The organism is Caulobacter sp. GW821-FHT11A05 (assembly GCF_058809015.1).
In genome coordinates this window covers 1-25,361 of record NZ_JBXASF010000019.1, presented here as the reverse complement: position 1 = coordinate 25,361, position 25,361 = coordinate 1, and the positions used below count along the sequence as shown (strand labels likewise).

The following is a 25,361-nucleotide window of genomic DNA, read 5'->3' as shown; positions in this document are numbered from 1 at the left end:
TCCCCGCCTCCCCGGCTTCGATGCGTCACTAGAGAAAAATCATGCCCGCCTATCGCTCGCGCACCTCCACGCATGGCCGCAATATGGCCGGCGCCCGCGGGCTCTGGCGCGCCACCGGCATGAAGGACGGCGATTTCGGCAAGCCGATCATCGCCGTGGTCAACAGCTTCACCCAGTTCGTGCCGGGCCACGTGCACCTGAAGGACCTCGGCCAGCTGGTCGCCCGCGAGATCGAACGGGCCGGCGGCGTCGCCAAGGAGTTCAACACCATCGCCGTCGATGACGGCATCGCCATGGGCCATGACGGCATGCTCTACAGCCTGCCCTCGCGCGAGCTGATCGCCGACGCCACCGAATACATGGTCAACGCCCACTGCGCCGACGCCATGGTCTGCATCTCCAACTGCGACAAGATCACCCCCGGCATGCTGATGGCCTCGCTGCGGGTCAACATCCCGACGGTGTTCGTCTCCGGCGGCCCGATGGAGGCCGGCAAGGTCATCCTCAAGGGCAAGGAAGTCGCCCTCGACCTGGTCGACGCCATGGTCGCCGCCGCCGACGACAGCGTCAGCGACGCCGATGTCGCCACCATCGAACGCTCCGCCTGCCCGACCTGCGGCAGCTGCTCGGGGATGTTCACCGCCAACTCGATGAACTGCCTGACCGAGGCGCTCGGCCTCTCCCTGCCTGGCAACGGCTCGGTCCTGGCCACCCATTCGGACCGCGAACGCCTGTTCCTGGAAGCCGGCCATCTGATCGTCGACATCACCCGCCGCTTCTACGAGCAGGACGACGAGAGCGTCCTGCCCCGCAACGTCGCCAGCTTCGCGGCCTTCGAGAACGCCATGAGCCTCGACATCGCCATGGGCGGCTCGACCAACACCGTGCTGCACCTGCTGGCCGCCGCCTACGAAGGCGGCGTCGACTTCACCATGGCCGACATCGACCGCCTCTCCAGGAAGGTCCCCTGCCTCTCCAAGGTCGCCCCCGCCAAGTCCGACGTCCACATGGAGGACGTCCACCGGGCCGGCGGCGTCATGGCCATCCTCGGCCAGCTGGAGCAGGCCGGCCTGCTGCACACCCACCTGCCGACCGTCCACAGCAAGACCATGGGCGACGCCCTGGAGCGCTGGGACATCTCCCGCACCGAGAGCGACAGCGTCCGCACCTTCTTCAAGGCCGCCCCCGGCGGCGTGCCGACCCAGACCGCCTTCAGCCAGAGCCGCCGCTGGGAGGAGCTCGACCTCGACCGCGAGGCCGGCGTCATCCGCAGCGCCGAACACGCCTTCAGCAAGGACGGCGGCCTGGCCGTGCTCAGCGGCAACCTGGCCATCGACGGCTGCATCGTGAAGACCGCCGGGGTCGACGAGAGCATCCTCACCTTCTCCGGCCCGGCCCGGGTGTTCGAGAGCCAGGACGCCTCGGTCAGCGCCATCCTGACCGGCAAGATCAAGGCCGGCGACATCGTCGTCATCCGCTACGAGGGCCCCAAGGGCGGCCCCGGCATGCAGGAGATGCTGTACCCGACCAGCTACCTGAAATCGAAGGGCCTGGGCAAAGCCTGCGCCCTGATCACCGACGGCCGCTTCTCGGGCGGCACCAGCGGCCTCTCCATCGGCCACGTCTCGCCGGAAGCGGCCGAGGGCGGACTGATCGGCCTGGTCGAGGACGGCGACATCATCGACATCGACATCCCCAATCGCGGCATCAGCCTGCGGGTCGACGAGGCGGTGATCGCCGAGCGCCGCGCCGCCATGGACGCCAAGGGCGAAGACGGCTGGAAGCCTGGCCCCCGCCAACGCAAGGTCTCCACGGCCCTGCGCGCCTACGCCGCCTTCACCACCAGCGCCGCGAAGGGCGCAGTGCGGGTCGTCCCGTAACGCCAGAGGGGACACATTGAATTGCCGCAAGCGCCGGCCCCAAGACTTGCTCCAGCGGTGCCCGGCAATTCAATGTGTCCCCGTTTCTTTCAAGCGGGAGAAGGAATCGAGTTCACGGCTTCGCCACCTCGAACGACAGGCTCTGCAGCCGCACGTCCGGCGTCGGGGCCAGCAGGAAACTGCCGTTGATGCGGCCGTGCTCGCAGGTCCAGGCGAAGGCGCCCTGCATGGCCGTGCCGGCGGTGACGACATCGCTCGGCGCGCAGGGCCCGACCTCGGCCCTCACCCGGCTGAGCTCCTTCGTCCAATGCGGCGCGTCACGGTCCAGCAGGAAGTTCATCGCCAGACTGTCCAGCGAGCCCTCAACCCCGCCCTGGTCCCAGATGCGCCGGGCGACCGCGTAACCCTTCGTCACGCCGGGGCTGACCGCCACCGCCCGGTCCGGCGCCTCGCCCGCCGCCAGCAGGGCCAGGGCCGCCTTCCAGGCGGGGACCGACGGGCCTGAGTAGGTCCGGTTGGTGAAGACGAAGATGCCGATGCCCTTGTTGGGCAACAGCAGCACATGCGAGCCGTAGCCCGGATAGCCGCCGCCGTGGCTGAGCGTGCGGCCGAGGTCGCAGTCGTCGCTGACCCGCCAGCCCATGCCGTAGGTGATGGCCGCCCGGCAGGGGGCGCCGCCGATGGCGCTGGCCCGCATCGTCCCCTGCGGGAAGTTCGAACCTTCGACGATCTCGCGCACGGTCGGCCGCGCCACCACCCCGATGTCCGGCTCGTCGCGCGGCGGCCAGGCCGACAGCAGGAAGCTCACCCAGCGGGCGTAGTCGTTGGCGGTGGTATCCACCCCGCCCATGGCCCCGAACACCCCGTCGGCCATGTCCGGCTCGCGCAGCCAAGCGTCGTCCTGCCAGCGATAGCCGATGGCGCGGCGCTCGATGGGCGATTTGGCGATGTCGTAGCCGGTCGAGGCCATGCCGAGCGGCCCCTGCAGGTTCTCGCGGATGTAGACCTGATAGGGCTTGCCCGAGACATTGGTGACGATCCGCCCGAGCGTCGCGTACCCGAAATTGGAATACTCCATGGCCAGGCCGCCGGACCGCGAGAAGGGCACGCCGGCCTTGAGCATCTTCGTGAACTCGGCCTCACTGAGCGGCTGCTGGCGGTCGCCCCAGGGGTCGTCGGTGACGAAACCGGCGACGTGGTTCAGCAGGTCGCGGACCCGGATCTTGCGGGTGTCGCGGGTCGGACGGGCCCAGCCGCGCATCTCCGGCACATAGAGCTCGGCCGGCGCGTCTAGCGACAGCTTGCCCTCGTCCCGCAGCTTGAGGATGGCCATCGCGGTGAAGGCCTTGCTCATCGAGGCGATGCGGAACCGGCTGTCGGCATCGACGGGCCGCTTGGCGACCACGTCCTGGACCCCGTGCCCCCGCACGACGATCAGCCTGCCGTCCTTGACGATGCCGTAGACGAGCCCAGGCACATGGCTGTCCAGCCGCCACTGTTCGAAGATGCCGTCGACTTCCTGCAGCAGGGCCGCGTCCGGCTCGGCGGCTCGCGACGCGGACGGGACGGCCACAAGCACCAGGGCCACAAGGCCCGCTGCCATCTGTCTGACCATTCCCCTGCCCCGTCGCCGCCATCTCGATGACCCGACTATCGCGGGATCGCGGCCGGCCGGGAAGCCTCGGTCGCGCTGAATGAATATGTCCAGACATATTCGAGGCCGAAATCCCGCCTTGCCCTGGGCCTGTGCGGTCGCCGCGGGCCCGCCGGTTGCAAGCGGGTGGTCCGCGGGTGGTCGAAAAGCGGGTTCCACCCCGGTGGAAAATCAGCCCGAAGGGGGTCGAAAGCAGCCCATCGGTTGGACATTATGCTATTGTTTTAACAGGTGATTTTGTCCATGAATCTGCTACAATCAGGAGCTTCGACAAGCCAGACGGACCGAAGCCCGCCTAGGTCATCGCCGGCATCCCCTCCAGCAGCTTGTCCAGGGTGATCGGATAGTCGCGGACCCGCACGCCGGTGGCGTTGTAGACGGCGTTGGCCACCGCCGCCCCGACGCCGCAGATGCCCAGCTCACCCACCCCCTTGGCCTTCATCGGCGAGGAGGTTGGATCGGTCTCGTCCAGGAAAATCACCTCCTGGTGCGGCATGTCGGCGTGGACCGGCACCTCGTAGCTGGCCAGGTCGTGGTTGACGAAGAAGCCCCGGCGCTTGTCGACGACCAGCTCTTCCATCAGCGCCGCCCCGGCCCCCATGGTCATGGCTCCGATCACCTGGCTGCGGGCCGCCTTGGGGTTGAGGATGCGGCCGGCGGCGCAGACCGCCAGCATGCGGCGGACGCGGACCTCGGCGGTGTCGGCGTCGACCGCGACCTCGACGAAGTGGGCCCCGAAGGTCGACTGCTGCCAGGTCTTGCCCAGGTCGCCGAACTCGATGGCGTCCTCGACAACGATCTCGCCGTCGCGGGCCGCTTCCGCCAGGGCGAAGCTTCGATTGCCCACGGCCACCCGGCCATCGGCGAACACGGCGGCGGCCGGATCGAGGCCCAGCTTGCCGGCGACCGTCTCGCGCAGCGTCATGCAGGCCGCATAGACCCCGGCCGTCGAGCTGTTGGCGCCCCATTGGCCGCCGGAGCCGGCCGAGACCGGGAAGCTGGAATCGCCCAGCCGCACGACCACCTGTTTCATCGGCACGCCCATGGTCTCGGCCGCCGTCTGGGCGATGACCGTGTAGGTGCCGGTGCCGATATCGGTCATGTCGGTCTCGACGATGACCATGCCCTTGCCGTCCAGCCGGATGCGAGCCGCCGACGTCATGGTCAGGTTGTTGCGGAACGCCGCCGCCACCCCCTGCCCGACAAGCCAGCGGCCCTCGCGGTTGCGTCCCGGAAGGCCACGCCGGGCCCAGCCGAAACGGTCCGCCCCCTGGCGCAGGCATTCGACCAGCTGCCGCTGGGAGAATTTCCGCTCGGGCTTGCGGGGATCGACCTGGGTGTCGTTGCGGATGCGCAGTTCGATGGGGTCGAGGTTCAACTTCTCGGCCAACTCGTCGATGGCGATCTCCAGCGCCATCAGGCCCGGCGCCTCGCCGGGGGCCCGCATGGCGTTGCCTTCCGGCAGGTCCAGCACGGCCAGCCGGGTGGCGGTCATGCGGTTCTCGCCGGCGTAGAGCAGCTTGGTCTGTTCGGCCGCCCCTTCCGGCCCGCCGCCCGGCAGGTCGCCGGACCAGGTCTCGTGGCCGATGGCGGTGATCCTGCCGTCCTTGGTCGCGCCGATGCGGATGCGCTGGATGGTGGCCGGCCGGTGGACGGTGTTGTTGATCATCAGCGGCCGGGTCAGGGCCACCTTGACCGGCCGCCCGATGGCCTTGGCCCCGAGCGCCGCCAGCAGCGCGTCGGCGCGGATCCACAGCTTGCCGCCAAAACCGCCGCCGATGAAGGGCGAGACCAGCCGCACCTTCTCCTTCGGGATTCCCAGCGTCGTGGCCATATCGGCGACGCTCCAGGCGATCATCTGGTTGGCGGTCCAGAGGGTCAGGCTGTCGCCCTCCCAGGCCGCCGTGGTGGCGTGCGGCTCCATCATGGCGTGGCTGTGGTCGGGGGTGGTGTAGGTCTCGTCGAGCTTGACCTCAGCCTTGGCGAAGGCCCCGTCGAAGTCGCCGGTCCGGCTGTCGGGCTCGCCGTCCTTGGGCTTGGTCGCCGAGCCCTTGGCCTTGGCGAGGTCGAACGCGCCCTCCACCGGGACGTACTGCACGCGCAGCAACTGCGCCGCCGAACGCGCCTGTTCGAAGGTCTCGGCCACCACCACGGCGATGGCCTGGTGATAGTGCTCGATCTCCGGACCGCCGAGCAGCCTGGCGGTGTTGAACTGGCCCTTGCCCAGCTTGCCGGCGTTCTGGTGGGTGATCACCGCCAGCACGCCGGGCGCGGCCTTCGCGCCGGCGGCGTCGAGGCTGCTGATCCGGCCCTTGGCGATGGTCGCGCCGACCACATAGCCGTAGGCGGCGTTCGGGGCCCGGTCGTGGCGCTCATAGGCGTAGGGCGCCGTGCCGGTGGTCTTCTGCGGTCCGTCGATGCGGTCGGTGGCCTTGCCGATGTGCTTCAGCTGGTCGATCGGGTTGGTGGTGGCGGGGGTGTCGAATTTCATGATCTAGCCCTTCGCCTCGGCCAGCACCGCGTTCAGGGTGCGTGTCGCCAGGGTCAGCTTGAAGGCGTTCTGCTCGGTCGGCCTGGCGCCGGCGAACACCTGGTCGGTCACGGCCTTGGCGCCGCTCGGCATGGCGCTCTCCGCCGCCTCGACCCGCCAGGGCCTGGGCGCCATGCCGCCGAACGCCGCCCGGCCGCTGCCGTCCCGCTGGACGACGGCGGCCACCGACACCAGGGCGAAGGCGTAGGAGGCCCGATCCCGCACCTTGCGATAGATGTGCTTGCCGCCAAGCGGTTTTGGCAGGGTCACCGCCGTGATCAGCTCGCCCGGCGCCAGCAGGGTCTCGACCGCCGGCGTCGCGGCCGGCAGCCGGTGGAAGTCGGCGATCGGCAGGCTGCGGGTTTCGCCGTTCGGCCGCACCGTCTCCACCGTGGCGTCCAGCAGCCGCATGGCCACGGCCATGTCGCTGGGGTGGGTGGCGATGCACTGGTCGCTGCCCCCGATCACCGCCAGCGGTCGGTTGAAGCCGCCGAGGGCCGAACAGCCGCTGCCGGGGCTGCGTTTGTTGCAGGGTTGGGCGGTGTCGTAGAAATAGGGGCACCGCGTCCGCTGCAGCAGGTTGCCGGCCGTCGTCGCCTTGTTGCGCAGCTGGCCCGAGGCCCCGGCCAGCAGAGCCCGCGACAACACCCCATAGTCCTTGCGCACCCGCTTGTCGGCGGCGAGGTCGGTGTTACGCACCAGGGCTCCGATGCGAAGCCCGCCCTCCGGCGTCTTCTCGATCCGGTCCAGGTCCAGTCGACCCACGTCAATCAGGTGGGTCGGCGTCTCGATCTCCAGCTTCATCAGGTCCAGCAGGTTGGTGCCGCCGGCGATGAACTTGGCGCCCGGCTTGGCCGCGACCAGGGCGGCCGCTTCGGCCGGGGTGCGGGCCCGTTCGTAGGTGAAGCGCCTCATGACCGGCTCCCCGCCACATCCTCGATGGCCTCGATGATGTTGGAGTAGGCCCCGCAGCGGCAGATGTTGCCGCTCATCCGCTCGCGCAGCTCGTCCGGGGTGACCTTGGGCCTGCCATTGAGGTCGGCGCTGACGTGGCTGGGCACGCCGGCCTTGATCTCGTCCAGCACCGCCACCGCCGAGCAGATCTGGCCGGGCGTGCAGTAACCGCACTGGTAGCCGTCATGCCTGACGAAGGCCGCCTGCATCGGATGCAGGTCGCCCGGCGTTCCCAGCCCCTCGATGGTGGTGACCTTGTCGCCGTCGTGCATCACCGCCAGGGTCAGGCAGCTGTTGATCCGCCGCCCCTCGACAATCACCGTGCAGGCCCCGCACTGGCCGTGATCGCAGCCCTTCTTGGTTCCGGTCAGCCTCAGCTGTTCGCGCAAGGCGTCCAGCAGGGTGGTGCGGGTGTCGACGGTGAGCTCGCGGGGCTTGTCGTTGACCACCAGGGAGACCGTCGCCGTGGCCGGCGCTTCGGGCGCCTCCGCTGTCTGGGCGGTGGCGCCGCCGGCCGCCGCGGCGCCTGCGGCGGTGACCGCTCCGGCGATGATCAGGTCGCGTCTCGACACGTCCAACTCCGGAAATGGCTGCATGTGGAGTGTCCTCTCCTCGGCCCTGAGCATCAAACGGTGGTTCAGGAACCTCGTTCCGTTCAGGGTAAGGGAGACGCCGCACGCGGATTAGCCGTTCAATCCGGCATAGGCCTATTAGCCTTATTCATGAATGAGCGGCGGAGCCCGCGCCGGAACCGGGTCCTCAATCCAGCCGGCGATACCGCGAGAGAAACGCCCACATGGCCTCGTTGTCGGCGAGCCAGGTATGGATCCCGCCCACCGTGACCCGGCCGACCACATCGGCGTCGCCGCGGCATCCCGAGTAGCGCTCCTCATAGACACCGGTCGCCACCCAGACCGAGGTCGGCGCGGCCGTGCAGCCGTTCAGCGCCGCCCAGCGCTGTTCGGCGGCATGCATCGTGTACTGCCAATAACCCGTGCCGCCGCCCTGGATCGGGTTGACGACATCCTTGTCGCCGGCGAAGGCGATGACCGGCATGGGACGGCTTGGCTTGCAGGTGGACGGATCGGGCCGCTGGGGGGCGCCCGGCGTCGGGTTTCCTGCCCGCAGCCCGACGACCGGCGCGATGGCCGCGAAGCGATCGGCGGCGACGCAGCCCAGCCAGGAACTCATCCGCCCGCCGCCCGACAGGCCCGTCGCATAGACCTGGGCCCGGTCGACACAGGCCTGGCCGACCAGCCAGTCGATCGCCGCCGCGACATAGGCGACATCGTCCGCGTCGCCGGGACCGGGCACGGCGCCGGTGACGGTCGGAACGCCGGGGATGTTCCAGACGAAGCCGCCCTGGACCGGGATGCCGCCATCCGGGGCCGCGACGATGAAGCCGTTGCGGTCCGCCGTCTGGGAGAGGCGCGAGGCCTTGAGCATCTTCTCGCCGGTCCCCGTGCTGCCATGGAACAGGAAGAGGAGCGGCGCCGGCCGGGCGGGATCGAACCCGGCCGGCAGATGGATCGCCATCGACCGGCCGGTGTCGCCGATGACGACGCGCTGGGTCTGGCCGGGGGCGGCGATCCCGCAGCCGGCGGCCTGGGCGACATTGCTCCAGGCCAGCAGAACCAGCAGGGCCGCAGTCCCTCCGGCCACACGCCACAGACCGAAAATACCGCCCATCGTCCCCTGCCCTCGTCGCCGTTGCCGCTCTCTCGCGGTCTATCGTCATCCGTGGAGCGCCGCCATCACGTCCTCGCGGCGGGGCGAATATCGGCAACACGAAAGGTTCGCGGAAGATTGGACCGTCACGGTCTGCGCTCCCCCAAACGGAGCTCCCATGACCTTCCCCTGTATTCGATTGACCGCCGTCCTCGCCTTGGCGACCGCATCCCTGGCCCATCCCGCCCTGGCCCAGGGTGCGGATCGGGACGACGGACACATCATCATCGGCGGCGGCGGCGCCTACCGGCCCGAGTACAAGGGTTCCGACGACGACGAGGTCCAGCCGTTTCCCTATCTCAACCTCCGCTATCCGATCGCGGGCATGGCGGTGACCCTGGCGGGCGCTGACCTGAAGCTCGACGTGCTGGGAAATGACCGGATCGCGTTCGGCCCCGTCATTTCCTACCAGCAGGGCCGTGATGACGACATCAGCAATCCTGTCGTCCGCCTGTTGCCGGCGATCGACGCCGCAGTCGAGGGCGGCGCCTTCTTCGAGATGCAATGGCCCGTCGGTCCGGGCGAGTTCAAAGCCGGCGTAATAGCGCGGGCGGATCTCAGCGGCGTCCACGAGGGCTATTCCGTGGGGCTGAACGCCGGATACCGAGCGCCGATCACCTCAAAACTCAGCCTCGGCGTCGGCGCCGAACTGACCTGGGCCGACGAGAAATACCTGGGAACCTACTACGGCGTGGATGCGCCAAGCGCCATCGCCAGCGGCCTGCCCGGCTACAGGCCCAAGGCCGGCCTCGAAAAAGCCGGCCTGAACGTGAACCTCACCTACCGCATGACCGAGCGTTGGGGCGTCGCGATGTTCGGTGGCTATGATCGCCTGCTGGACACCGCCGCCGACGGCCCGATCATCACCCTGGAGGGTTCGCCGGACCAATATACCGGCGGTCTCGCCCTGTTCTACAAGTTCTGATCCAGAGACGATTGGACTCCCGGCGCATGCGCATCCTCTTCGTCGAAGACAACATCCTCCTGGCGAGAAGCACGGCTCGGTCCCTGACCGCCGCCCGGTTCATCGTCGATGTCTTCCATGGCCTCGAGGATGGGTGGCATGCCTGGAGCTCAACGCCCTCCTACGACGCCGTGATCCTCGACCTCATGCTGGGCGAGGATCACGGCCTCGACCTGCTGGCGCGCGCGCGTCGCGCCGGCCTTGCCACGCCCGTGCTGGTGCTGACCGCCATGGGGGAGATCGACGACCGGGTGCACGGATTGGATCGGGGCGCCGACGATTATCTGGTCAAGCCCTTTGCGGTCGATGAACTGATCGCGCGGCTGAAGGCGCTCGGCCGGCGGCCCGAGCAGCTGCTCGAACCGGTGCTGACCGTCGGGCCGATGCGGTATGACGCCGATGCGCGCACCCTGGCGGCCGACAGTGGCCCGATCCAGCTTTCGCGGGCCGAGAGCATTGTTATCGAGCGCTTCTTCCGGCGCCCCGAGCGGGTGATCACCAAGGAACAGCTCGGCGAGGCGCTCCATTCCATCGAGGGACACTACAGCGAGAACTCGCTGCACATTCTCATGCACCGCGTCCGGCGCAGACTGGCGAGCGTCGGCGGTGGCGTATCGATCCAGGCGCTGCGCGGCATGGGCTACATCGCCACGGTTGATCGAGGCGACAACGCATGACGTTCCGCTTCGGGCGCTCCCTGTTCTCGGTCCTGTTCGTCTCCATCGCCGGCGTCGCCCTGTCCATCTACCTGCTGATGCAGTTCCTGCTCCCGGACGGATCGGACCCGCTGATTCCCTTGGCGGAGCGGTTCACCCTCTCCTATTTCATCCACACCACACGGGGCAGCGGCGTTGCGGTCGGGGTGTTTCTCGTCCTTGTGATGCTTACGATCTGGATCGTTTTGCAGCGGACACTCGCGCCAGTCCGCAAGCTCTCCGGGCACGCCAGCCGGATCGGACCGGCTAATCTGGACGAACGGCTGCCGGTTGCTGAAGCGCCCACCGAGATCGCGCCGCTGGTCGTGGCTTTCAACACCGCGCTCGACCGCCTGGAGTCGGCCTGGAAAGCCCAGCGCGCCTTCTCCGCCAACGCCGCCCACGAGCTCAGAACGCCCCTGGCGGCGCTCAGGGCGCATGTCGAAAGCCTGCTGCCAGCCGAGAGTCGCGGCGAGGCGACCGCCGAGTTCGACCGGCTTTCGCGCATTATCAACCAGTTGCTCGTCCTGTCGGAGGGCGAGCACGCGACCTTGCGACGAACCAGTCCCTTTGACCTTGTGGCGGTGGTCACTGCCGCGACCACCGATTACGCGCCGGAATTCATCCGCGGCGGCCGGCAGATCGGGCTGGACTGCGAGCCCAAGACCCTACTGCGCCACGGCGATCCGGTTCTCGTGCGCGTCGCGGTTCGGAACCTGCTCGACAACGCTCTCAATCACACCCCGCGCGGATCAACGACCACGGTCGCCATCGACGCCGACGGCGTGGTTTCAGTCGTCGACGATGGTCCGGGCCTGTCCGCTGAGTTCGCGGCGCGCGCTTTCCAGCCCTTTTCGCGGGCCGACCCGACCAGCAACGGGGCCGGCCTGGGGCTATCGATCGTGGCGCGCATCGCCGACCAGCATGGCGGACGCGCCTGGCTGGAGGCCGGCCAGAACGGCGCCCGCTTCAAGCTGTCGATTCCGCCCGGGGGGGTCATCAGGTGAGTTCGCACTCGTAGACGGCCGGAACGGCATGCGACGACGCTGGACACCTCGACGATTCCCGCAGCCGTTGCGAAAATGGAAATACGACTGTCACCAGCCCGCCGGCGAGTCTAGAAGGGGCGCGAGGCGGAGGCGCTAATGCTTCCGGTGTCCGGCCAGGCCGGACGATGTCTGGGCCGGCTCGCGAAGAGACCGGCGGCGATTCACCCCGACTGGCGCGCCACCCGACACGGTTTTCGGGCGAGGGACAGCCATGTCCGACTACGCTTCAGAATTCTCCATCCGCCGTCTGTGGATCATCTTCGGCGCCAGCATGGCCATCATGTTCGGGGCCCTGCTGTGGTTCGGCAGCGAAATCTATCACACCAAGCCGCCCATGCCGGCCGCCGTGCGGTCGGCCTCCGGCCAGATGCTCTACACGGGCGCGGAGATCCGCCGCGGCCAGGCCGTCTGGCAATCGACCGGCGGCATGCAGCAGGGCTCGATCTGGGGCCACGGCGGCTATGTGGCCCCCGACTGGAGCGCCGACTGGCTGCATCGCGAGGCGCTGGCCCTGCGCGGCCTGCTGGCGGGCGGCGGCTTCGAGGCCCTGGATGAGCCGGACCGGGCCCGGATCGGCGCCCTGCTCAAGCGCCAGATGCGGGCCGGCGGCTACGATGCCGGCAGCGGCGTGATCTCCGTCAGCGACCAGCGGGCGACCGCCATCGCGGCCACCGCCACCCACTTCGAAAGCCTGTTCACCAACCGCACCCCGGCCGACCAGCATCTGCGCGAACTCTACGCCATGCCGCAGAACGCCGTGCTGACCGCCACCGAAGCCCATGAGTTGGGGGCCTTCTTCTTCTGGACCTCCTGGGCGGCCGCGGCCGAGCGGCCCGGCAAGACGATCACCTACACCAGCAATTGGCCGCACGAGCCGCTGGTCGGCAACACCCCGACCGGGGCGATCTTTCTCTGGACCTTCATCTCCATCTTCGTGCTGCTGGCCGGCATCGGCGGCCTGGTCTGGTACTACGCCCGCGAGTTCGACGTCTGGCGGCGCGACACCGAGCCGGTCGAGGGCTTCGCGACCACCGACCTGTTCGCCACCGCCACCATCACCCCGTCGATGCGCGCCACGGCCAAATACTTCTTCGTGGTCACGGCGATGTTCGCTGCCCAGGTGCTGCTCGGCATCATCACCGCCCACTATGCGGTCGAGGGCCAGGGCCTCTACGGCCTGCCGATGGCCGAATACTTCCCCTACGCGGTCACCCGCACCTGGCATACCCAGCTTTCAGTGTTGTGGATCGCCACCGCCTGGCTGGCGACCGGCCTCTATGTCGCCCCCCTGCTCGGCGGCAAGGAACCGAAGTTCCAGCGCTTCGGCGTCAACTTCCTGTTCGTCAGCCTGCTGCTCATCGTCGTCGGCTCCTTCGCCGGCGAGTGGGCGGCCATCAACCGCCACCTGCCGGCCGGAACCCTGAACTTCTGGTTCGGCCACCAGGGCTACGAGTACCTGGACCTCGGCCGCTTCTGGCAGGTCTACCTGTTCATCGGCCTGTTGCTGTGGGTCGTGCTGGTGCTGCGCGGCGTCTGGCCGGCGCTGCGGGAAAAGGCCGGCCGCTCGCTGGTCTTCCTGGTCGCCATCGCCACCGTCTCGATCGGCTTGCTGTTCGGCACCGGCCTCTTCTACGGCGAGCACACCCACATCTCGATCATGGAGTACTGGCGCTGGTGGGTGGTCCACCTCTGGGTCGAGGGCATCTTCGAGGTGTTCGCCACGGCCATCGTCTCGGCCCTGTTCGTCAAGATGGGGCTGGTGCGGATGTCGGTGGCCGCCACCTCGGTGCTGCTGGCGACCATTATCTTCCTCGGCGGCGGCGTGCTCGGCATGTTCCACCACATCTACTTCAGCGGCACCCCGACAGCGGTGATCGCCCTCGGCTCGGTGTTCTCGGCCCTGGAGGTCGTGCCGCTGATGGTCGTCGGCTTCGAGGCCTACAACCGCCTCAAGTTCGAGCACCGCCACGGCTGGCAGGAGACCTATCGCTGGCCGTTCGCCTTCTTCGCCAGCGTGCTGGTGTGGAATCTCATCGGCGCCGGCCTGTTCGGCTTCTTCATCAACCCGCCGCTGGCCCTCTATTACATGCAGGGGCTGAACACGACCGCCACCCATGCCCATGCCGCCCTGTTCGGCGTCTACGGCATGCTCGGCATCGGCCTGACCCTGTTCTGCATGCGCGGCCTGTCCGATCCGGCCCGCTGGAGCAACGGCCTGCTCAAGACCTCGTTCTGGTGCCTCAACATCGGCCTGGCCATGATGGTCTTCCTGTCGCTGTTCCCGCAGGGCCTGATCCAGACCTATGCCAGCTTCACCCAGGACTACGCCCATGCGCGCAGCGCCGAGGTCATCCACAGCCCGCTGATGGAGACCCTGGTCTGGATGCGGGTGCCGGGCGACCTGGTCTTCTCGGTCGGGGTCGGGGCCTTCGTCCTCTTCATGATCCGCGCCCTCTTCACCCGTCATCGGACGGGCGAGACCGCCGACAAGCCGGCGGTGGACCTGGAGCCGGTCGTCGTCCGCGAGGTCTGACGGCTCGCCGTCAGACCGCGTCGTCCCGCCAGAGCCATTCGATGGCGCCTGGCAGGGTGTGTTCCAGGACGCGCGGATCGAAGTGCCGGCCCTCGCGGGACAGGGTGAAGCGGTAGTCGTAGCCCTTGGCCGCCAGGGCCGCCGCCATGCGCCGGTTGGCCAGCGGCCAGTTGTGCCAGGTCTCTTCCGGATCGTCGGCGTGCAGGTCCTTCTCCCCCACCTCCAGCCAGATCCGCAGCGGCTTGCGCGGCGCCTCGGGGATGAGCGTGGCGTGGTACTCCCAGGCGCCGCGCGGTGTGGCGGGGTCGGGCGGCGACTGCTGGTTCACATAGGTGCCGGAGTAGGACAGCACCCGCCGCCAGCGGTCCGGGTGGAACCAGGCCATGGTGAAGGCGCAGGCCGCGCCCGAGCTCACCCCCATGGTCGCTCTGCCCTCCGGATCCTCGGTCAGGGTGACACCCGTCTCCAGGGAAACCCGGGGCAGCACCTCCGTCTCGATGAAGTCGCCGTAGAGGCCCGACACGGTGTCGTATTCCAGCCCCCGCTGCGACCCCTGCGCGTCGCCGCCGCCGCTGTCGATCAGGATGGCCACCAGGGGCGGGACGCGGCCCTGGGCGATCAGGGCGTCGAGCACCGGCGGCAGGCTGTTCAGAAAGGCATGCCCGTCCTGCACCACCATGAACCGGGCCGGCGCGCCCGGCGGCAGCTGCCGGGGGACATAGACCCAGACGGTGCGGACGTAGGGCGCCGCTTCCGACTGCTCGTGGGCCTCCGCGGCCAGGCGGTTGCCATGGGCGTCCCGGCGGCGGGTGACGGCGTTGTCGACCCGCCGGATCCCCGGATAGATCTGGCTGCCGCGCGAACTCATCGTGAAGGCGCGGACCAGGCCGGCCGGCGCGCCTGGCAGGACGTCGAACACCGGCGCCCGCCGGTAGTCAGGCCCGACCTCGACCTCGCGGCTCATCCCTTGGGAAGCGCGGCGCGATAGGGCGCGGCGTTCCAGCCGGGGTAGCGGGCCTGGGTCCGGGCGATCGTCGTCTCGGTCCAGAAGGGGTCGCCCGGCATCTGTACGCCGAAGCAGGCCAGCTGCTCCGGGGTTGCGTGGTCAAAGATGCGCGACCACGGCCGGGTGTGATGGAACTGCCAGGCGGTGAAGCCGATGCTCTCGTCGCCGGCCTTCTTGAAACAGGCCATCACCGCATAGCGGTGGCCGCCGGGCGCCGTCAGGTTGGTGCCGCGATGGTAGACGTCGGTGGTGTAGGCGATCGCCGTCCCCGCCGGCGAGGCGCTCGACCGCGAGTACTTCATCAGCCCCGCCTGCAGTTTCGCCTGCGCTTCCGGGTCCTGGTTCAGGGACTCTACCGGCCCGGCGACCTTGTCGCTGTCGGTGCGGGTCACATAGTGGGTCGCGCCATGGGCGTCGGTGACGTCGGTGAAGTAGCAGAAGATGGTCACCGAGTTCTTCCGCGTGTCTTCCGACGGAACGGTCAGGGTGTGGTTCGAGAAATCGCAGTGGAACGGCTGGTCATAGTCGGCGTCGCCGGTGAACTTGGCCCAGGCCTGGCACTGGTAGAGGTGGACGGCATCGGTCTTCAGCGCCGCCTTGGCGAAGGCGACCAGGGCCGGGTGCACGCCGATCAGGTTGAGGGCCGGCGAACAGTCGAAGGGCGCGATCTCCAGCGTCTTGAACTGCGCCGGGTTGAACTTCCCGACCTCGCCCTCGCGCTTCTTGACGAGCGGCGTGTCGGCCCCCTCGCGGCCAAAGACGATGTCGAAATCCGCGCGCACCGCCGCGCACTCTTCCGGCGTGAACAGGCCCTTGAGCAGGGTGACGCCCTCGCGCTCCCAAACCTCAACGTCCTCCGCCGTGAACCGCGCCTGGTCGCCCCCGCTCATCGCCTCACTCCATCCTGTCGGCCAAGCTCACTTCCACTCGATTATTCAAACGCCCGCAAGATGTTCAGGCCGCCACCAAGGCCCGGCCCGATCCTCCCATACTTAGGATGGGGCCCCGAGCGCCCATCCCGCCGTAGTCCGTCCTCTTCCGTATCGTCTTGGGGAATCCAAGTGTCGAAGGTGCTCGTCGTCTGCGCCCATCCCGAACCCCATTCGTTTAATGGCGGCATGCTGGAGGTGGCCGAACAGGTCTTTTCATCCGGCGGCCACGAACTGCGCATCTCGAATCTCCATGCGATGAATTTCGATCCCGTCGTTCGCGCCACGGACTTCAAGGATTTCGATACCTCCGGGCGGCTCGACTACTTCGCCGAACAGAAGCGCGCCTACGCGTCCGGGACTCTGGCGGACGACATCGTCGCGGAGATCGCCAAGATCGCCTGGTGCGACCTGATGATCCTGCAGTTCCCGCTGTATTGGTTCTCCGTCCCGGCGATCCTGAAAGGTTGGATCGACCGGGTGTTCGTCCCCGGCTTCGCGTTCGGCGGCGGCGCCTGGTACGAGCGGGGCGGCCTGGTCGGCAAGCGCGCCATGCTCGCCACGACCATGGCCGCCTATCCTGAAATGCTGGAGGCCGACGGCATCAACGGGCTGCTCGAGGTCAATCTGTGGCCGATCCAGAACGGCGTGCTCGCCTTCTGCGGCTTCGACGTCCTGTCGCCGTTCGTCGCCAACGCCGTGCCCTACGCGGACGCCTCGGCCCGGACCGCGCTCCTCGCCGACTATGGCCGTCGCCTGGCCGGACTCCACGAGGAGCCGCCCCTGCTCTTCCATCGCCGCGATGAGTTCGACCGTCGCTGGAAAATGAAGCCGGATGTCGAGCCGCGGACGGTCGGCCACTTTTTCGGACGCGCGCCGAATGGCGTGCTCGACAGGTTGCGGCGGCCGGAGTGACCTATCCCCAAGGAACTCCATCGCCTCGGCTCATCAAAGGAGCTTCGCGACCTCGTCGAGCATGACCGCGGATGCCCCGCCGCCCAGGGAATGGGGGCGTGTGTCGCGCCAAAGCCGCTCGATCTCCGAGCCCCGCATGTAGCCCTGGGCCCCATGCGCCTGGACGAAGACGTCCACCGAGCGCTTCAGCAGTTCCGGCAGGGTGGCCTTGACCATGGTCGCTTCCAGGCGGGCCGACTGCCCCCGGGTCTTGCGGGCGGCGGCGTGGTACAGCAGCAGCTTGGCGGCGCTCAGTTCACTGGCGATCCGCGCCATGTCGTGCCGGATCGACTGCAGATCCCAGAGCGTGCCCCGATAGGCTTCCCGCTGCTTCAGGTGCTGGAGCGTGATCTCCAGCCCGCGCTCGATCATGCCGACGCACTGCGAGCCGATGCTGAGGCGCTCATTCTCGATGCCCCGCATCATCAGGTAGAAGCCCTTGCCCTCCTCCCCGAGAAGATTGCGGGCGGGGACCCGGAAGTCCTCGAAGAACAGCTCGCTCATGTCCGAGCTCAGCCAGCCGGTCTTCTTGAAGGCCTTGCCGGTTGAGAACCCCTTGCCACCCTTCTCGATGATGAAGAGTGAGAACCCCGCCGCCCCCTTGGCGTCGGGATCGGTCCTGGCGACCGTGACGAAGATCTCGCCGCAGAGGGCGTTGGTGATGAACGTCTTCTGGCCGTTGAGCACCCAGTCATCGCCATCGCGCCGCGCCGAGGTCTGCATCCGTGTCAGGTCCGAGCCGCCGCCCGGCTCGGTCACGGCGAGACCGGCGATGCGTCGTCCCGCGACGATGTCCGGCAGGTAGGCCGCCTGCTGCTCGGACGAGCCGTTGCGCATGATGATCGGGGCGGCGATGTCGGCATGGTCGCTCACCGCCGCCATGAAGCCCCCGAATCCGGAGCGGCCCAGCTCCTCGCCGAAGACCACCGAACCCAGGGCGTCCATTTCGGACCCGCCGTATTCCACAGGCAGCGACAGGCCCAGATAGCCCAGCGCGCCCATGCGTTGGAACAGGGCGGCCGGGATCGCGCCCGCCTCCTCCCAGGCCGGCGCTTCGGGCGCGACCTCCCTGGCGATGAATTTTCGCAACTGGTCGCGCATCTGCCGGTGTTCAGCGGACAGGAAATCCTCGTCGAGATCGATCACGGCACGGCTCCAAGGTTTGGCGCCAGACCAACGCGGCGGCTCGCTTCGCGCCCCAACCTTTGGATGGGGGCGGAGGTGGGGCGTCACGCGCGTGTTAAGGTGGGCCTGATCGGAGTTCTTCAGCTTGCCGCAGCCCCGCCACCGCCTCATCGAACGACGGAAGCTGCGTCGGCGGCTGCTGGAGTCGCTCGACGCCTATCCCCTTGTCCTGCTGACGGCGCCGCCGGTGTCGGGAAAGACGGTGCTGCTCGCGCAGATCGCCGGAGATCTCCGCGCGCGCGGCGACCTTGTCGTCGAAGGCTTGGGCGCGGCCGACGCCAAGGCGACCCTGGTCCTCGACATCGACGCGCCGCGGGACGCGCCATCCGCCCGCGAGGTCGAGCAACGCATCGCCGAAGGCGGCCGGATCGTTCTGGCGACCGAACGCCCCCTGGACACCGCGTTTCCGCGGCTTCGCCTGCGCAACCAGGTGCGCGTGTTCAGACTGCCGGAGCTGGCGCTGCGGCAGGATGAGCTCGCTGAATTCCTGGGCGCCGACCCTGGTGACGACAAGACCGAGCGCGACCTCCGCGCCCTCTACGATGGGTTCGGCGGCTGGATCGGGGCCTGGAACATCGTCAAGGCGCAGGCGGAACAAGGCCACACCCTGTCCCAGATCCGCGCGGCCTTCAGCGGCGCCATGCCGGAGCTGCGCGGATATTTCGACGACCTCATCCTGCCGCGCCTCGAACCGGACGTGCGATCGTTCATCCTGGAGGTGGGCATGCTCGACCGGCTCTCGCCCGCGCTCGCCGACGCCGTGACGGGGCGGTCGGACGGCCTGCGGCTGCTGGAGCTGGCCGGCGCGCAATGCGCCTTCATCGAAACGGCGGACAACCTCTGGAGACGGCCGGGCAAGCTGCTGCGCGACTATGTGCGTCACCAACGCCGCCGCGATGGGCCGAAGGCGCTGAACGCCGCCCTTGTCCGCGCGGCCGACTGGGCGACCGCGCAAGAGGACTGGCTATACGCAGCCCAGCTGTTCGCCGAAGCCGACGAACCGCACCGGGCGGCGGACATCCTGGCCCGCCACACCGACGACGTGATCACGGCGCGGGGCGACGTTCTGTCGTTCCGGCAGATGGCGGCGGGCCTTTCCAGCGAACTTCGCGCCTTGCGAAGCCTCGCGCCGGAGTTGGCGCTGGGCTCGATCTTCTCAGGCGACTTCGCCGAGGCCGAGCGTCTCCTGGAGAGCCTGGAGCCGGTCATGGGCGGCCTGCCCGAGCCCCAGCGGGAGAAACTTGAGGCGATCTCGATCAGCATCGACTTCGGGCTCGAACGCTTCGAACGGGTCATGGGCGTCGCGCCCCGGTGGCTGGACAAACATCCGCAAGCCGATCCGCGGTTCCGCGCCATCGCGGCAGTGTCCCTGTTCTGGTCCTGCCTGGCGCAGTTGGACGCGCCGGGCGCCGAACGGGCGCTCGCCCGCGCCCGGGCGGAGACGGCAAGGGCCGACGCGCGCTTCCTCGAGGCCTGGCTGGTGATCTGTGACGCCGCGCACAGGTGGGACCTTGGACGGCTGTCCGAAGCCGACAGCCTTCTCAACGAGGCGACCGCCTCCGGGGTCATCGATCACACGATGAACCTGATCCGCTCGGCGATCGCCTGGGAGAAGGGCGACGAGCCGCGCGCGCGGCAACTGGCGGCGGCCAGCCTGCGCCAGGGCGCCCGGCACACCGTCGTGGAGACGGCCTATCTCGGCTGGACGACGGCGGCGCGGATCGCGACCCGGGACGGCGGGCTCTCGCGCGGCCTGAAGCTGTTGCGGGAGGCCGAGACGACCATGGCCTCCCGCCATGGTGAGCGCGCGCGCCGCCTTGTCCGACTGTTCCGGGGCAAGCTCCTGCTGCAGAATCCGGATGACGGACGGGCGGGTGATCTTGGCGCCGAGCTGGAGGCGATCGGCGGTGACAGCCTCTCGCTTGGCCTGGCGCGCGGGCTGGACGAGGCGGCAAGGCTGACGCTGGCCCGCTGGCGCGTCCTGCATGGTCACCCCAGATCGGCCATCTCGCTGGCGCAGCCCATCGTCAGCGCCGCGCAGCAGCAGGGTCGGTTGCGTGTGTGGGGCGAGGCCAGCCTGATCTATGCCGGCGGTCTGGCGCGCCTGGACGAGCCCGAGCGCGCCGCGCGCATGGCATGGCACGCCATCGAGCAGCTGGCGGCGATCGGCCTGGGCGCGGCCATCTGGGAGGAGCAGGTCTTGCTGGCGCCCCTTCTGGACGATCTGCTCGCCCGGGCGCGCGTCGAAGGCGCTCGAAACGGCGCCCTGCACGGCATCTTCGAACGTCTGGCCTTGAGCGCCGGCCAGACCTGGGAGCCATCGAGCCAGGCCGACGACCGCGGTCGCGAGCCCATGACGGCGGCCGAACTGACCGACATGGAGCGACGGGTTCTTTCGCTCGTCGCCCAGGGCCTGTCCAACGCCGACCTCGCCGAACGCCTTCTGGTCCAGGTGAGCACGGTGAAATGGCATCTGCACAACGCCTTCGGCAAGCTGGGCGTTCGCTCGCGAACCGCCGCCCTGGCCGAGGCCCGTCGCCAGGGCCTGGTCGCCTAGGCGCGTCAGGTGGCGCTCTCGGACAGCGCCTAGACCATGGTGACGGCGTAGGCGCCGTCGATCAGGAAGGTGTCGGCGGTGTGATAGCGGGCGCCGTCGGACGCCAGGTAGATGGCGATCGCCGCGAAGTCCTCCGGCCTGCCCCAGCGCCGCATGGGAATCCGCGCCGTCACTGCCTTCTCGATCTCCGGGGTCTCCTGCGAGCGCGAGGTCATGTCGGTCTCGACCCACCCGGGCACGATGGCGTTCGAGCGAATGCCGTAGCGCGCCAGGGCGCCCGCGAGGTGCTTCGAAAGCGAGAGCACCGCGCCCTTGGAGACGCCGTAGGCCTCCAGATAGGGCGTGGCGTTGATGCCGGCGAGGCTGGCCACCGTCACCAACGAGCCTCCCGGCTCCCCGGCCTTGGCGCGCGCCACCATGTGCCGGGCGCCCGCCTGCAGCGTGGCCCGCACGCCCCAGAGGTTGGTGGCGAAGACCTCATCCCACTGCGCCCGATCCTGGTTGAGAAAGGGCGTCGGCGGCGCGCCACGGCCGGCGTTGGCGAAGACGGCGTCGATCCGCCCATGGGTCGCGGCGATCCGGTCCATCTCGGCGTTGATCGCCGCCTCGTCGGCGACATCCACCTGGCGCGCCTCCACCGGCTGCCCATGCCGGGCCAGCGCCTCAGCGGCGGCCTGGTTCTTGGCGGCGTCACGCCCCCAGACAATCGTCGTCGCGCCGGCGCTCGCCAGCCCCTCAGCCATGCCCAGGCCGATGCCGCCATTGCCGCCGGTGACGAGCACCACCTTGCCCGTAAGGTCGAAGGGAGAGAAAGCCATTGGAAATCCTGAGACTATGAAACCTGTGGCCGGGACGCCGGCCGGACTCAGCGGCCCTGGAAGGCGGGTTGACGGCGCTCAAGCGCGGCCCGGACGCCTTCGCCGACATCCTGGCCGCGGCATTGGTCCGAGAGGAACCGCGCCTCCCATTCGAGCTGGGTTTCGAGGCCCGACTCGAAAGTGGACATCAACAGGCGTCTGGTCGCGCCGAACGCCCGGGTCGGACCGGCCGCAAGCCGCCGGGCGAGATCCTCGGCCCTCGTGAGCAGGGCGTCATCATCCGCCACTTCCGTGATGAGTCCGATCCGGGCCGCCTCCTCCGCCGCCACACGCCGGTTGGTGAACGCCAGCTCCTGGAAGCGGCGAATGCCGATCAGCCGCGGCAGCACGAAGGTCGAGCCCCCGTCGGGCGAGAAGCCGATCGCCGTGTAGGCGATGGTGTAGTGCGACGAGGCCGCGCCGACGACGAGGTCGCCCAGCGCCGCCAGCGCGACGCCGGCGCCGGCGCAGGCGCCCTGGACCGCCGTCACGATCGGCGCGTCCATCCGCATCAGCTTGGCTAGCGCGCCATGGTAGTCGGCGGTCATGGTCTTCACCGCCGAGGCCAGGTCCGCCTCCGCCGCGAAGACGGTGAGGTCGCCACCGACGCAGAAGTTCTTGCCCTCCGCCGTCAGCAGCACGGCCCGCAGGTCACGGCGCTCGTCGAGGATGATGGCGGCCTCACGCAATTCGCGCCCGAAGACCGGTCCGAGCGGATTGCCCTTGGCGCCGTTCTTCAGGGTCAGGCGCGCGAGGCCTTCGTCGATCGTAAGATCGAGCGACTCAAAGCGGGGTGTCATGTCAGTTTCCTTCAGCGCAGCTTGTCGGCGGCAAGCCACCGCCCGTGGAACTTCGGCGGGACCTTCTGGGGCAGCTTGATCCGGGCGACCGGCCCGTCGGCGAACGCCTGGGCGGGGGTGATCCAGAACTCAGTGGTGAGATCGGCCTCGTTGGTCACGAAGCCGACGAGATAGCCGTCGTCCTCGCCGGAGCCGCCGTCACGCGGCGCGAAGGTCACCTCGTAGCCGATATGGCCGTCGGGAAAGCGGAGACGTTCGCGATCGCCGCTCGCGAGATCGTATTTCAGGAGCCCGCCGGCCTTGAGCGTCCGCTCGGTGGTCTTGATCTCGGCCATGTAGCTGTAGCGGGCGCCCGAGCAGATGTGGGCGTCGTTGACGCGCGGGAATTCGACATAGGCGTAGTCGAGCTGCCGCTCGGTGACCGCCCCCGTCCTCAGGTTCAGCCGCCACATGTAGGGATGGGAGTCGAAACGGTGCTCGCCGTCCACCAGCGGGAGGTCGTCATGGACGCCTCCGGCGCTGTCCACCCGCGTGGCCCCCCCGATGCGGGCGCCGACCAGCACGAAGGTGTCGCCCTCGTCCCAGGCCGACGAGACATGCCACATGAAGCAGGGCGTCGCTTCAAACCACCGCACCGGCGCGGCCTCGTTCTGCCGGTCAAGCAGTCCGAACCGGGCCGGCGTCCCGGCATCGAGGACGAAACCCAGCGTGTCCTGGCCGGGGCGCTTCATGTCGACCATCAGCGGGAAGTCGAAGACGCAGACGAAGCGGTCGCTGAGCGCCATGTCGTGCTGCACGCGCGGCCCAGGCAGGGGCACGGGGGTGTAGCGCGTGATCTGTCCCTGGTCGCTGGCGACGCCGACGTGCAGGAAAGGCGGCCTGGGGCTCCAGGAGATGAAGAACAGCTCGCCGGTCTTCGGGTCGAGCTTGGCGTGCGAGGTCAGGCCGCCGGCGAGGGTGTTGTTGTAGGTGAAGGTCCCCTTGGTCCGCAGGTCCGGCAGGCTGAGCTCATGGGGCTCGCCGCCCTCCCACCAGAGAGCCAGCAGTCGGCCTGAATGGTAGACCAGATCGGTGTTGGCGACATTCTTGTGCCGCTTTCCGGCCCCCGGCTTGGCCAGCGAGCCGATATAGGTGGCGTGGCCGGCCGCGAGGTCCTCCGACAGCCCGGCCGTCTCGATCCAGCGACTGCGAAAGGTGGCCCTGCCGTCGTCCAGGGACACGCCGTGAACCATGCCGTCGCCGTCGAACCAGGAATGTCCGGCTCCCGGTGAGAACCGCGGGTTGGCGCCGTTTTGAACGAACATGCCGTTCAGATCCCGGGGGATCTCTCCAATCACCGCCAGGTCACTCGCGGTCACCTCGTCGAGGACGGGCGCATAGGCGCCGGTCAGGTAGAGGTTCGCGGAGTCAGGCAGGGTCGTTCCGTCGGCCATCGGGGTCCTCGCGTCTTGTCGCGCCTGGTCCCACAGTGCTCGCGGCCAGACGCGCCGCCCCATCCGAAAGGTGGGGGCCGTCGGTGTCCGCCTGCCTCCAGATCAGGGGAACAAGGAGCGCCCGCCGCTCCGCCCGGAGGACTGCCCATGCCGACGTTGACCGCGCCCGCGTTGCGCCTGCCCGACGACATCGCCGCGACCCTGGTGAGTCCGGCCGCCTATGCCTCCGGGGCCATCCACGACGCCTACCGATGGCTTCGCGGGAACCAGCCGCTCGGGCGGGCCGAACCGACCGGCTACGACCCCTTCTGGGTGGTGACGCGCTATGACGATGTGCAGGCGATCAGCCGCCAGAACGAGCTGTTCCACAATGGCGACCGCAATCCCATGCTGGTCAACAAGGCGTCGGACGATCTAACCCGCGGCATGACCGGCGGCAGTCCGCATCTCGCGGAATCCCTCGTCCAGCTGGATGGCGAGCGGCATCTCAAGCTGCGCCTTCTGACCCAGGCCTGGTTCATGCCGAAGAACCTGAAGGCCATCGAGGCCCGTATCGACGCGCTGGCGAGCGAGACCGTCGACCGGATGGCGGCGCTGGGGGGCGAATGCGATTTCGTCGAGGCGATCGCGCTTCGCTATCCCCTCCGGGTGGTGATGGACATCCTCGGCGTGCCGCCACAGGACGAGCCGCTGATGCTGCGGCTCACGCAGGAGATCTTCGCGCCGGGCGACCCGGACCAGTTCGCGGCCGCCGACCCGCAGGACGCGACCGCGCTTCTGCGTGCGTTCGCGACGGCGGTGGGGGAACTCGACACCTATTTCCGCAACATCACCGAGGATCGTCGCGCCAATCCGCGGGAGGATATCGCCAGCGTCATCGCCAACGCGAAGATCGATGGCCGGGCCCTGACCCACGAGGAGGAGCTGGGCTACTACGGCATCATCGCCACCGCCGGACACGACACCACCTCGTCATCGACGGCCGGCGCCATGCTGGCGCTTGCCCAGAGCCCTGCCCTGCTCGACGCGGTCAAGGCTGATCGCGGCCTGATCCCGGCGCTCGTCGATGAGGCGATCCGCGTTCAGACGCCGGTGAAGACCTTCATGCGCACGGCGACCGCCGACACCGAGATCGCCGGCCAGCCGATCCGCCAGGGCGACTGGTTGATGCTGTGCTACGCCTCGGCGAACCGCGACGAGGCCCATTTCGAGGCGCCCGATGAGTTCCGTCTCGACCGCCAGACCCGCCACATCGCCTTCGGCAACGGCGCCCATGTCTGCCTCGGCCAGCATCTCGCCAAGCTGGAGATGCGGTTGTTGTTCGAGCGTCTGATCGAGCGGCTTGAGAGCGTCGAGCTCTCCGGCCCGGCGACGCAAATCCACTCCTACTTCGTGAACGGGCCCAAGTCCGTGCCGATCCGCTACCGCATGACCCGCTGAACTCGTCCCGGCGCCAGGCGAACCCTTCCTGTCGCGGCAGGAGCCCCGGCCCGCAACCTTCAGACCATGATAGTCAGCGGCAACCGGAGAAGGGCATTCATGCTCTCAAACCAGCATCGACTGCTGGGCGAAGATGCCCGCCATCGCGCCTTGCCATGACGCCGTGGTGACCGAGGGCAAGGTGGGGTTGGTGAGGTCGCCGGCGGCGTAGAC

The 25,361-nt window shown here is 68.7% G+C and carries 19 protein-coding genes; 8 read left to right on the top strand and 11 right to left on the bottom strand.

What is annotated here, in order from left to right; genetic code table 11:
- Positions 1-41 precede the first annotated feature (41 nt).
- Complete coding sequence (ilvD, locus tag AC1RSK_RS21415) at positions 42-1,880, top strand: dihydroxy-acid dehydratase (RefSeq protein ID WP_492909719.1); 1,839 nt, start codon at positions 42-44, stop codon at positions 1,878-1,880.
- A gap of 112 nt (positions 1,881-1,992) precedes the next feature.
- Here ilvD and AC1RSK_RS21410 read toward each other — a convergent pair whose 3' ends face one another.
- From AC1RSK_RS21410 to AC1RSK_RS21390, 5 genes are all read right to left on the bottom strand, one after another.
- The gene (locus AC1RSK_RS21410; protein ID WP_492909718.1) at positions 1,993-3,483 is read right to left on the bottom strand and encodes a serine hydrolase domain-containing protein; all 1,491 of its coding nucleotides are present in this window, start codon (positions 3,481-3,483) and stop codon (positions 1,993-1,995) included.
- Between the two features lie 346 nt (positions 3,484-3,829).
- Positions 3,830-6,025 carry an aldehyde oxidoreductase molybdenum-binding subunit PaoC gene (gene paoC / locus AC1RSK_RS21405; RefSeq protein ID WP_492909717.1) on the bottom strand — a complete coding sequence of 732 codons (2,196 nt, stop codon included), beginning with the start codon at positions 6,023-6,025 and terminating at the stop codon, positions 3,830-3,832.
- A gap of 3 nt (positions 6,026-6,028) precedes the next feature.
- Positions 6,029-6,979, bottom strand: coding sequence for an FAD binding domain-containing protein (locus AC1RSK_RS21400; protein WP_492909716.1), 951 nt, complete (start codon positions 6,977-6,979; stop codon positions 6,029-6,031).
- Entirely contained in the window at positions 6,976-7,614 is a 639-nt protein-coding gene (gene paoA, locus AC1RSK_RS21395; protein WP_492909715.1) for an aldehyde dehydrogenase iron-sulfur subunit PaoA, read from the bottom strand. Before paoA ends, AC1RSK_RS21400 begins: the two co-directional genes overlap by 4 nt.
- Positions 7,615-7,777: 163 nt before the next feature.
- Positions 7,778-8,707, bottom strand: coding sequence for a CE1 family esterase (locus AC1RSK_RS21390; RefSeq protein WP_492909714.1), 930 nt, complete (start codon positions 8,705-8,707; stop codon positions 7,778-7,780).
- Positions 8,708-8,864: 157 nt separating this feature from the next.
- On the opposite strand from AC1RSK_RS21390, the gene AC1RSK_RS21385 reads away from it, so the two are divergent.
- From AC1RSK_RS21385 to AC1RSK_RS21370, 4 genes are all read left to right on the top strand, one after another.
- A complete protein-coding gene (locus tag AC1RSK_RS21385) occupies positions 8,865-9,671 on the top strand; it encodes a MipA/OmpV family protein (protein ID WP_492909713.1) in 807 nt (268 codons plus the stop codon).
- A gap of 26 nt (positions 9,672-9,697) precedes the next feature.
- Positions 9,698-10,387, top strand: a complete 690-nt coding sequence (locus tag AC1RSK_RS21380) for a response regulator transcription factor (RefSeq protein ID WP_492909712.1) — start codon at positions 9,698-9,700, stop codon at positions 10,385-10,387.
- The gene (locus AC1RSK_RS21375; RefSeq protein ID WP_492909711.1) at positions 10,384-11,412 is read left to right on the top strand and encodes a sensor histidine kinase; all 1,029 of its coding nucleotides are present in this window, start codon (positions 10,384-10,386) and stop codon (positions 11,410-11,412) included. The genes AC1RSK_RS21380 and AC1RSK_RS21375 overlap by 4 nt, the downstream gene beginning before the upstream one ends.
- 253 nt (positions 11,413-11,665) lie before the next feature.
- A complete protein-coding gene (locus AC1RSK_RS21370) occupies positions 11,666-13,987 on the top strand; it encodes a nitric-oxide reductase large subunit (RefSeq protein WP_492909710.1) in 2,322 nt (773 codons plus the stop codon).
- A gap of 10 nt (positions 13,988-13,997) precedes the next feature.
- Here the strand turns inward: AC1RSK_RS21370 and AC1RSK_RS21365 are convergent, their stop codons facing one another.
- Positions 13,998-14,951 carry an alpha/beta hydrolase gene (locus AC1RSK_RS21365; protein ID WP_492909709.1) on the bottom strand — a complete coding sequence of 318 codons (954 nt, stop codon included), beginning with the start codon at positions 14,949-14,951 and terminating at the stop codon, positions 13,998-14,000.
- Complete coding sequence (locus tag AC1RSK_RS21360) at positions 14,948-15,883, bottom strand: phytanoyl-CoA dioxygenase family protein (RefSeq protein WP_492909708.1); 936 nt, start codon at positions 15,881-15,883, stop codon at positions 14,948-14,950. Before AC1RSK_RS21360 ends, AC1RSK_RS21365 begins: the two co-directional genes overlap by 4 nt.
- 60 nt (positions 15,884-15,943) lie before the next feature.
- Between AC1RSK_RS21360 and AC1RSK_RS21355 the strand changes: the two genes are divergently transcribed.
- Positions 15,944-16,837 (top strand): NAD(P)H-dependent oxidoreductase, encoded by an 894-nt coding sequence (locus AC1RSK_RS21355; RefSeq protein WP_492909707.1) that lies wholly within the window; start codon positions 15,944-15,946, stop codon positions 16,835-16,837.
- A 33-nt stretch (positions 16,838-16,870) separates the two neighbouring features.
- Here AC1RSK_RS21355 and AC1RSK_RS21350 read toward each other — a convergent pair whose 3' ends face one another.
- Positions 16,871-18,022, bottom strand: coding sequence for an acyl-CoA dehydrogenase family protein (locus AC1RSK_RS21350; RefSeq protein WP_492909706.1), 1,152 nt, complete (start codon positions 18,020-18,022; stop codon positions 16,871-16,873).
- Between the two features lie 124 nt (positions 18,023-18,146).
- Between AC1RSK_RS21350 and AC1RSK_RS21345 the strand changes: the two genes are divergently transcribed.
- A complete protein-coding gene (locus AC1RSK_RS21345) occupies positions 18,147-20,618 on the top strand; it encodes a helix-turn-helix transcriptional regulator (RefSeq protein ID WP_492909705.1) in 2,472 nt (823 codons plus the stop codon).
- Positions 20,619-20,647: 29 nt separating this feature from the next.
- On the opposite strand, the gene AC1RSK_RS21340 is transcribed toward AC1RSK_RS21345, so the two are convergent.
- The 3 genes from AC1RSK_RS21340 to AC1RSK_RS21330 are packed head-to-tail and all read right to left on the bottom strand — an operon-like array spanning position 20,648 to position 23,708.
- Positions 20,648-21,436 (bottom strand): SDR family NAD(P)-dependent oxidoreductase, encoded by a 789-nt coding sequence (locus AC1RSK_RS21340; protein ID WP_492909704.1) that lies wholly within the window; start codon positions 21,434-21,436, stop codon positions 20,648-20,650.
- A gap of 47 nt (positions 21,437-21,483) precedes the next feature.
- The gene (locus AC1RSK_RS21335; protein ID WP_492909703.1) at positions 21,484-22,275 is read right to left on the bottom strand and encodes an enoyl-CoA hydratase/isomerase family protein; all 792 of its coding nucleotides are present in this window, start codon (positions 22,273-22,275) and stop codon (positions 21,484-21,486) included.
- Between the two features lie 11 nt (positions 22,276-22,286).
- Complete coding sequence (locus tag AC1RSK_RS21330) at positions 22,287-23,708, bottom strand: carotenoid oxygenase family protein (protein WP_492909702.1); 1,422 nt, start codon at positions 23,706-23,708, stop codon at positions 22,287-22,289.
- Positions 23,709-23,855: 147 nt separating this feature from the next.
- Here AC1RSK_RS21330 and AC1RSK_RS21325 point away from each other — a divergent pair, with 147 nt between their 5' ends.
- Positions 23,856-25,148: a cytochrome P450 gene (locus tag AC1RSK_RS21325; RefSeq protein ID WP_492909701.1), complete on the top strand. Its 1,293-nt coding sequence runs from the start codon at positions 23,856-23,858 to the stop codon at positions 25,146-25,148.
- Positions 25,149-25,361 lie beyond the last annotated feature (213 nt).